This is a genomic window from Mesorhizobium loti CJ3sym (genome assembly GCF_000472785.1).
Classification (GTDB): Bacteria; Pseudomonadota; Alphaproteobacteria; order Rhizobiales; family Rhizobiaceae; genus Mesorhizobium; species Mesorhizobium loti_E.
Map to the genome: position 1 here is coordinate 24,540 of NZ_AXAL01000045.1, position 8,399 is coordinate 32,938.

8 protein-coding genes are annotated in these 8,399 nt (G+C 58.4%); 5 read left to right on the plus strand and 3 right to left on the minus strand.

Annotated features, from left to right (window positions below; all coding sequences use genetic code 11):
* Positions 1-28 precede the first annotated feature (28 nt).
* The 3 genes from A3A9_RS0134740 to A3A9_RS44980 are packed head-to-tail and all read left to right on the plus strand — an operon-like array spanning position 29 to position 3,868.
* Positions 29-2,176 carry a peptidase domain-containing ABC transporter gene (locus A3A9_RS0134740; RefSeq protein WP_027062631.1) on the plus strand — a complete coding sequence of 716 codons (2,148 nt, stop codon included), beginning with the start codon at positions 29-31 and terminating at the stop codon, positions 2,174-2,176.
* Entirely contained in the window at positions 2,173-3,582 is a 1,410-nt protein-coding gene (locus tag A3A9_RS0134745; protein WP_082222376.1) for an HlyD family type I secretion periplasmic adaptor subunit, read from the plus strand. Before A3A9_RS0134740 ends, A3A9_RS0134745 begins: the two co-directional genes overlap by 4 nt.
* Complete coding sequence (locus A3A9_RS44980) at positions 3,560-3,868, plus strand: hypothetical protein (RefSeq protein ID WP_033839076.1); 309 nt, start codon at positions 3,560-3,562, stop codon at positions 3,866-3,868. The genes A3A9_RS0134745 and A3A9_RS44980 overlap by 23 nt, the downstream gene beginning before the upstream one ends.
* Positions 3,869-4,156: 288 nt before the next feature.
* On the opposite strand, the gene A3A9_RS40475 is transcribed toward A3A9_RS44980, so the two are convergent.
* Positions 4,157-4,435, minus strand: coding sequence for a hypothetical protein (locus A3A9_RS40475; protein ID WP_152536270.1), 279 nt, complete (start codon positions 4,433-4,435; stop codon positions 4,157-4,159).
* A gap of 337 nt (positions 4,436-4,772) precedes the next feature.
* Here A3A9_RS40475 and A3A9_RS46645 point away from each other — a divergent pair, with 337 nt between their 5' ends.
* Positions 4,773-5,315: a hypothetical protein gene (locus A3A9_RS46645; protein ID WP_430515910.1), complete on the plus strand. Its 543-nt coding sequence runs from the start codon at positions 4,773-4,775 to the stop codon at positions 5,313-5,315.
* 671 nt (positions 5,316-5,986) lie between these two features.
* On the opposite strand, the gene A3A9_RS0134770 is transcribed toward A3A9_RS46645, so the two are convergent.
* Positions 5,987-6,193: a helix-turn-helix domain-containing protein gene (locus tag A3A9_RS0134770; protein ID WP_027062635.1), complete on the minus strand. Its 207-nt coding sequence runs from the start codon at positions 6,191-6,193 to the stop codon at positions 5,987-5,989.
* Between the two features lie 366 nt (positions 6,194-6,559).
* Here A3A9_RS0134770 and A3A9_RS42035 point away from each other — a divergent pair, with 366 nt between their 5' ends.
* Positions 6,560-6,850, plus strand: coding sequence for a hypothetical protein (locus tag A3A9_RS42035; protein WP_051371463.1), 291 nt, complete (start codon positions 6,560-6,562; stop codon positions 6,848-6,850).
* Between the two features lie 1,318 nt (positions 6,851-8,168).
* On the opposite strand, the gene A3A9_RS0134790 is transcribed toward A3A9_RS42035, so the two are convergent.
* The coding region (locus A3A9_RS0134790) for an IS3 family transposase (protein WP_027062638.1) at positions 8,169-8,399 on the minus strand (231 nt) is incomplete at its 5' end.

The following is an 8,399-nucleotide window of genomic DNA, read 5'->3' on the forward strand; positions in this document are numbered from 1 at the left end:
TCTAGCGATCAGGGGAAGGCTTCGCAGCATGGAGGGGGGGCCGCAATCGGGGCTGCAATGCTTGGCAGCCGTCCTGCGTCATCACGGGCTCGCAACCACGCCTGAACGGCTTGCCGCAATCCATGCCGTGGGCAGCGACCCCGTGTCGCCTTCTCTAATGCTGCGGATGGCCCAGGAGGCCGGGCTTCGGGCGCGTCTTGCGAAGGTCGGGCGATCGGGGCTTGCAAGACTGGGCACCGCCTATCCAGCTCTGGCGCCGCTCGACAATGGCAACTGGGTCTCGGTTGTGTCTGTAGGTCAAAACGAAGCGGGCGAAGAGATCGTCAGGCTATTCGATCCGCTCGCTAAGCAGCCGGAACTGCTTGAGGTATCGGTCGAACGGTTCTGTGCCAGATGGCGCGGAGAGTTACTGTTGGCTAAACGCAGCTATGCGCTCAATGACCCAGATCAGCCCTTCGGCTTTCGCTGGTTCTTCCCCGATATCATGCGCCAGCGGCGGCTTCTGTTCGATGTAGCTGTGGCGGTCCTATTCCTATACGCCCTTGGTCTTGCGACGCCCATTTACTTTCAGTTGGTCATCGACAAGGTGCTTGTCCATCAGAGTTATGCAACCCTCTATGTCCTCAGTGTGGGCATGGGGGTTGCGTTGCTTTTCGATGCGGCATTTGTCTTCCTGCGCCGGTACTTGCTCATCTATGCCACCAACCGGGTAGATATCCGCGTGGCGACCCGCACCTTCAGGCATCTGCTTGACCTTCCCATAACGTTCTTTGAGCAAGGTTCCGCAGGTGTGTTGGTCAGGCACATGCAACAGGCGGGCCGCATCCGCGAGTTCATGACCGGCCGTCTGTTTCTGACGATCCTGGACTCATTTTCCCTCTTTGTATTCGTGCCGGTCCTCTTTCTCTACAGCGCTGAATTGGCCACGATGGTGCTCCTTTTCAGCGCCGCTCTTGCGATCGTGGTTGCGCTGCTAGTCGGTCCGTTCAGGCGTCGCCTTAAAGTACTGTATGAAGCGGAGGGCGCGCGACAGGGACTGCTTGTCGAAACGGTCCATGGCATGCGCACCGTCAAGTCGCTGGCAATGGAACCATTACAGCGGCGAGTTTGGGACGATCGGTCGGCACAGACCATAAACAGCCGTTTCGAGGTCGAAAAAATCTCGACGGCCGCTCAATCCATCACCGGCCTGATGGAAAAGCTGATGAGCGTGTCAATCGTAGGTCTCGGCGCACTGGCAGTATTCCATGGCGACATGACGATCGGTGCCTTGGTGGCCTTCAACATGTTGGCGGGTCGAGTTTCCGGACCTTTGGTCCAGATCGTGACAATGGTCCATGAATATCAGGAAGTTGCTCTTTCCGTGCGAATGCTCGGCGAAATCATGAATCAACGTGTAGAGCGTAGCGGCCGCGCCGACGGACTGACGCCGCTCATCGGCGGTGAGATCGATTTCCAGAACGTCTCGTTCCGGTACCGGCCAGACCTGCCGCTGGCCCTCAATGACGTTTCCTTTTCAATCGAGCCGGGCAGCATCTTTGGTGTCGTCGGCCGCAGCGGCTCAGGAAAGACAACGATTACCCGCCTGCTCCAGGGACTCTATCCGGTGCAGGAGGGTATCATCCGCATTGGCGGGCACGATGTCAGAGAGCTCGACCTGATCCATCTGCGCAAGAGCGTCGGCGTGGTCCTCCAGGATAACTTCTTGTTCCGTGGCACGATCCGCGAAAATGTCGCCGCAGCGAGACCGGACGCCAGTTTCGAGCAAATAGTGAGGGCGGCGCAACTGGCGGGAGCTGACGAGTTCATCGAGCAAATGCCCCGCGGTTTCGACACGATGATTGAGGAGAACGCCGAAAACCTGTCAGGCGGCCAGAAGCAGCGTCTGTCCATTGCACGGGCGCTGGTCAATGATCCACGCATCCTCATCTTTGACGAAGCGACTAGCGCGCTCGATCCCGAAAGTGAAATGATTGTACGGAGAAGCATACGCGCCATCGCCGAAGGTCGGACCGTCATCATCGTCTCGCACAGGCTCTCCACCCTCGCCGATGCCCATGCCATCCTTGTCCTGGACAAGGGTCAACTCGCCGATATCGGCGGACACGACCAACTGCTCACCCGCTGCACGACATACCGGCAGTTGTGGAACCAGCAGACGAGGCTGGCTGGATGAAAAACCCGCCTGTCAGGCTCGCCATATCGAAGAACGACGTCCGCCCCGACGAGGCTTCCGTCAAGCCACCGCTGAAGGTCGTCCATACGGCACCAATGCAGACCGTCCTCGAGTTTCAGCCTGACGCGGCGGAACTCGAGGCGCGGACACCGCCACGGATGGCACGGTTGACGCTTTACGCGGTCGTCCTATTTATCGGCCTCGCCATCACATGGGCCTCTCTCGCCACAATCGATGAAATCGTGGTGGCGCCAGGCAGACTTCTCACAACGCGGCCGATGCTGATCGTCCAGCCGCTGGAAACGTCGGCCATTCGCTCAATTGCCGTGAAGGTCGGCGACACCGTGCAAGCCGGACAGACGCTCGCTACATTGGATCCGACTTTCGCCACATCCGACGGCGAACAATTGCAAGACAAGATCGATGGCTATGACTCCCAGATCGATCGCATAAGCGCCGAACTGGCCGAGAGGCGCTATGTTGCACCGCCCGGAGCAAGGTCAGACGAAACGCTTCAGGCAGAACTCTTCGATCAGCGCCAAGCCTATTTTGCGGCCAAATTGCTTGATTTCGACACCCAAGTTGCCCATGCCGAGGCGACCTTGGCAGCCAGCCGTGAGCAGGAGGCGGCGTTGGGAAGGCGGCTTGACGGTCTGCACCAGATCGATCAAATGCGCAAGACGCTGCTGGACCAAGGCACAGGCTCGCGTTTGAGCTATTTGCAGGGGCGCGATGTGAGCCTGGACATCGAGGCCAATCTAGAGGCTGTTCGCGGTAGCCAGCGGGAGACTGCCCAAACCATTGAGCAAACCAACGCGGAACGACAGGCATTCGTCGAAGACTTCCGCAGGACGTCCGTGGAGAAACTTGTCGAGTTGCATGGCGATCGCTCGGTTGCCGCGGAACAATTGAAGAAGGCAAGGCTCCGTCAGAGAATGGCGGTGCTGACTGCGCCTGCCGATGCAGCGGTTCTGGAGATTGCCCAGCGCTCGATCGGCTCCGTGGTGCGCGAGGCAGAACCACTGTTCACATTGGTTCCACTCAATGTGCCGCTGGAAGCCGAAGTCTCCGTCGCAGCGAAGGATATTGGCCGGCTGGCGGGCGATGAACCGGTCAAGATCAAGTTCGATGCGTTTCCGTTCCAGATGCACGGAACGGCAAGCGGCAGAATTCGGATGATAAGCCAGGACAGCTTTGCACCTGAGGAAAAAGGCCAGGCGGCGGCGCCCTTCTACAAGGCAAGAGTCGCTCTTGGGGACGTGACGCTCCGCGCTTTGCCGCCAGGCTTCCATCTCATTCCGGGCATGACCGTCCAGGCCGAAATCAATGTCGGCCGGCGCACAGTCATTTCCTATTTCCTCTACCCGCTTATACGTGGCTTTGATGAAAGTCTTCGCGAGCCATAACCATCTCACATCAAATCGCGGGACGAAGCTTCCGGTGAGGGCCGCGGCGCTCTTCAGCTGTCTGGCTGCGGCTCTTCTCGAAGCCGGCCTTGCCGAGAGCGCGGCGTCTGGCGAGCTTTCTGATCCGGGTTTGGATTTCCTCATCAACGACATTTTCGGCGGCATCGTGATTTTCCGTCGGTATCATGACCTTTTGTTGGAGTGCGCCGAGGTAGAGATAGTAGCGATCCCACAGGTCAGCTTGGAACTGTCCCGAACGCCTGCTGTGAAGCCATTGGAGAGGTAGGACTTTGGACCAATTCGATCATTACCTATGAGGCGCTAGCTGTGCAAATTCCCCGCTATCTGATGGTTTGCAGGATCCGCGCGGAAGCTGTCCGAGGATCGACAGCCGCAGGTCCCCATGGGGCGGCCAAGAGACCGACTCGTTTATTTATCCATCTCGCTGGGGTCTGCGTTGCGCCGGCGGGCGACCGCCAAAACAACTCCACAATCCTGACCGCTCACTCCTCCCCGCGCCGTCGCCTCCTGCCGCTGCGGGCAAGAGCTGAGTTGAGCCTGTCCTGATCAGTGTCTATCTGGCTGCCAGGCGTGCGGCTGAAATGTAGTCGAGCGGCGGCTGAGTGATGTTGACCGTGTAGTTGGTGATCGTAGATGCTGCGAGAACGGCGACCACCTCCAGCAACCGGCTTTCATCATAGCCCGCATCGAGGAATTCGCGCTTCTCCACCGAGCCAAGACCACCGCGCTTCTCGATGAGCGTACGCGTCAGTTTTGACAGCGCCGCATACTTTGAGGGAGCAGCTATATCGGTGCGGATTTCGTTTGAATACAAACAATCGTTCCCGAACATGCCGAAATGCCAATGTGTGGCGATTAGGCGACAGGTCAGGTAGAGGTCGTCTTTAGCTTCTTAAGGTTCTCGGTCGCCAAAGCGAGCAGCGTTTCTGCAGTCTCCTGCGCCGACCATCCTTTAGCGACTGCAGATTCTGCAAGAGCCGCGAAAGCGCTCTCCAATGCCACCAAGCAGTTCACTTCACGGTCGGGGCAGCCCTCGGAAAGGATTGGCGGGGTGACTTCTGCGGTTTGGGACATTCACAGGAATCAGCGAAGCGGGAAAAGGTTCCAGTTATTGGCACCATGCCTAGCTCGCTCTCAACCATCACGCTTTGGGGGTATGGAGATAGTGAATGACGGCGGTGACCAGCGAGGCCAGCGCCGTCGCCCGCAGCAGCTATCTCGAATCAATGAATTGCTCAGGCTCTATGCTGATGGTGTCGCCATCGCGGCGGACCGCATCACGCCCAATCGTTCGCCTTGTGGGGGCCGTTCAGTCTGTGACGGGCGAGGAAAGTTTCTACCGGGCCGACCAGAGCGTCGCTTTCGGCCATGATCTTGTCGTCATCCCAATCCCACCAGCGCAGCGACATCAGGTGCTCGATTGTTTCCGGCGGAAATCGGTACCGCAAAATCTTCGCTGGCATTCCGACAACCATCGCGTAGGGCGGAACGTCTTTCGTGAAAAGCGCATTCGTCCCGACGACAGCGCCGTCGCCAATCGTTACCCCAGGCAGGACAACGGCGCCGAAGCCGATCCAGACATCGTCGCCGATCTTGACACCGCGCGGCCTCCCCGCGTTTGGCAGAGCCGCCGGCCTTATCTAGCAGGCGGTTTTCGATCGGGAAGGTTGTCGCGGAAACGGTGGGGTGCTGGCCGGCGCACAAAATCTTGACACCGGGCGCGATCGAGCAAAAAGCACCGAGGCTCAAACGCGCATCTTTTTCGGCAAACAAGCCGTTTTCCGGGTGGATTCCGTATGAGTGGCGACCAATGGTGACGTGCGGCGGCAACCGCTTCTTTTTTTTCGGCAACATTCCCTTAGCGCGCAGCCAAATCTTCCAAGTCTTTAAAGTCTTGTTTTGCATAAATGGGCACCCTTTACGAACCGCACTAAGCAAAGCTTACTGATCTGTCAAACCAGCGCGGCAGCGGAGGTTTCCCGCGCTCGGTCAGCCCTATTATCCAGGGTTGGTTCGGATCCGATTGGCGATGTCAAAGTGCCCTCGGCGCCGTACCTTCACGGAGCGCGTTGCAGGCCCCTGCCCTCGCGGTAGCCGTCATACACGCGCCGCGTTACGTCGCGACTGACCCTGGCACGTTCTACCTCGGCGATGCGGCCGTGGCGCGCCATGTCAAGGACCCCAGGCCCGTTTCGGCCTTTCAATAGCCGGGCGATACAACATTAGGTGTTGGCTTGATATTCGTTGTTTGTGGACGACGTAGGAGACTCAAGGCGCTCGGCTGGTCGGCATGGGGGGTAGCGCCGGCTGTCGCCTGGGATCACCCTTGGCTTACGCGCCGCACACGCATGACCCGCCTCGGTGTAACGGCGTAGCCTGCCGGCTATCGCCTCAACAACTCGTGTGCCTCGACACCCAAAACAGTGGCAATCCTGTCAACCACATCAATACTCGCTGCGTACACACAGCGCTCCTGCGAACTGATGTAGGTACGATCTAAGTCTGCTTGATTGGCAAGCTCCCCCTGCGAGAGGCGTTTCGCCCGTCTCGCAGCCTTCAAATTTTGCGCAAACACCTCTCGAATCTCCACGATCGAGAGCACAACCGCTTGAATCGCGAGTGCGCAATTGCGATGCTGAATCTACGACATTTTCTCGAGATAATCGCACTTATCAAGAGTTAGGGGTGGAAAGGCGTTCGTCGCGTCGACCATCGAGGGGATACCATGGAGCATCTGTGGCTATGCTTGAAACCTCGACACTCATCGCTCGCTCGCACCTTTGCCAAAGTCTATTCCGGGGACGCTCCTCATCCCGCCGATCAGCATGTCGGCAGCCAGATTGCGACGGTTCGTGCCCAATCAGACGTGTCGCAGGGCCAGCTCGCCCGATGCATAGGCGTCAGCTTCCAGCAACTTTAGAAATATGAGAACGCGAAGAACCGCGTGAGTGCGTCGATGCTTTACGAGATTGCCAAGGCGCTGGATGTCCCCGTCAGCCGCTTCTTTGAAGGCTTGCCTGGAAATCCGCCAGCGAATGGCGAGGCGCGGCCTCTGCCTGTCGATGAGCGTCTGAATTTTATCGCCAGCGCGGAAGGACGGCGCCTGATCGAAGGTGTGATGACGCTGCCTCGGCGTGTGCGGGGCCGCGTCTCCGCCCTGATTGCAGCCTTGGGCGAGGAATTGATCGATGGAAAGTCCGATATGACGGGAAGGAATACCCTTATGAATCCAATGTCGATGCGGTGACGGCTGCGGTTAAAGCCGCAAACAGTGCAACGTCCAATGGCTTCGATGCCGAAGTTTTAGTCCAAGGTATCGACCTGGAGTGGCGCACCGAGTGGGCGAGCGAATGAATCAGCGCTTCACTTCCCCCGGTCCAAGGTCGCAGGCTTGCCCCGCTGGGTTCCTCTCCGGATCGAGCGAAATCCTTTGGAGCGTAGCCCAGGTGAGCGCTGAAGAGCCGGGGCAAAGGGCGTTCTGAAAGATCGAGTTTTACAGATTTGGGCAATCTGACGTTACAGAAACAGCTCTATAAGCATTTGCTGATGGATAGCGAAAGCCAACTGCATGACGTCAGCGGCAAACCCCATTGCGATCCGGAAAGTACAGGACGTCTGGGTCGTTCAAGTTCTGGAAAACGGGGAAATAAAGTCACGGAACTTCGATACCGAGATACTCGCGAGCAACTACGCGGCCGGGCAGCGCCTCCGGTTCCAGCAACTAGCCACCAAGAGGGCACGCGAGTTCCACCGAGAGGCCGAGAAAAATCGGCTGTGACCCGTCGACAGAACTGCCGAATGTGTTGCCGAGAGAAAATCGCACGCGGCTGTCTGTCGCCTCAACAAGGTGATGTTTTGATCGCTTGCAGCTTGGCAATGTCATTCGCAACGCGGATCTTGGCAGCACGACGGATACGACATGGATCGCATTGATTGCAAGGCTGCGTAGCGCCGCCTGCCTCGACCGCGCGCAACCGCACCTTGCAGCTCTCGAACGGTTGCCCTGTCATCGAGAAACGCTGCTAGGCCCACTTGGGCCGCTTCTCCGCGGTTACTGCATAAGCGTGCGGCGGTCGACGCTGACCTCGACTGCGGCAACAGCCGAAACAACTAGACCATCCGCTGACCCCCGATGGTCTCGCCCGCGGCAGTGGTCGTATCAGGGCCCAGACGCCAAATCACGGGCTATGCGCTCACGATTTCAATGGCGGATTAGGCAGGCATATCTCTACGCAGCGCCACGGTAACGGCGGCCATCGGGCCTGGCCTTCTACGTCACCAGTATGCGCGCAGCAGCTTCTTATATTGGGGAGGGACTTGCCGCACGGTGCGGTCGTAAACATCTGGGCTAAGTAAGACCCCGAATCTGCTCCTCAGCAATGAGCGGTCCATCACCGTAGGGTTTTTCCGCACTACCGCGATTCCTGGAAACGCGGTCGTTGCGCGATAGAGGATTTGGTCAATGTCAGCCCAACGTGCCTCTTGCCAACCTAGGACGCTCTTCGCGCGTATCCCGTCCATTCTGAATTCGACGTTGGCCTGCTGCCGGTTTTTCGGACACGAGGTTAAGCTAGCATAGCTTGTTCCTCGAACTCGACGGGGCTCAGATAGCCGAGCGTCGAGTGCCTTCGCCGAGGGTTATAGAAGCGCTCGATGTAATCGAACACATCCGCCCTGGCGTCATCCCTCGTCCTGTAGACCTTGCGCGCCGTGCGCTCGGTCTTAAGCGACGAGAAGAAGCTCTCCATCGCAGCATTATCCCAGACATTGCCCGACCTGCTCATTGAGCGGTGATG

Excerpts from the sequence above, each read along its gene's own strand:
- A3A9_RS0134740 (WP_027062631.1), top strand. The coding sequence starts at position 29 with ATGGAGGGGGGGCCGCAATCGGGGCTGCAATGCTTGGCAGCCGTCCTG.
- A3A9_RS0134745 (WP_082222376.1), top strand. The coding sequence starts at position 2,173 with ATGAAAAACCCGCCTGTCAGGCTCGCCATATCGAAGAACGACGTCCGC.
- A3A9_RS44980 (WP_033839076.1), top strand. The coding sequence starts at position 3,560 with ATGAAAGTCTTCGCGAGCCATAACCATCTCACATCAAATCGCGGGACG.
- A3A9_RS40475 (WP_152536270.1), bottom strand. The coding sequence starts at position 4,435 with ATGTTCGGGAACGATTGTTTGTATTCAAACGAAATCCGCACCGATATA.
- A3A9_RS46645 (WP_430515910.1), top strand. The coding sequence starts at position 4,773 with ATGACGGCGGTGACCAGCGAGGCCAGCGCCGTCGCCCGCAGCAGCTAT.
- A3A9_RS42035 (WP_051371463.1), top strand. The coding sequence starts at position 6,560 with ATGCTTTACGAGATTGCCAAGGCGCTGGATGTCCCCGTCAGCCGCTTC.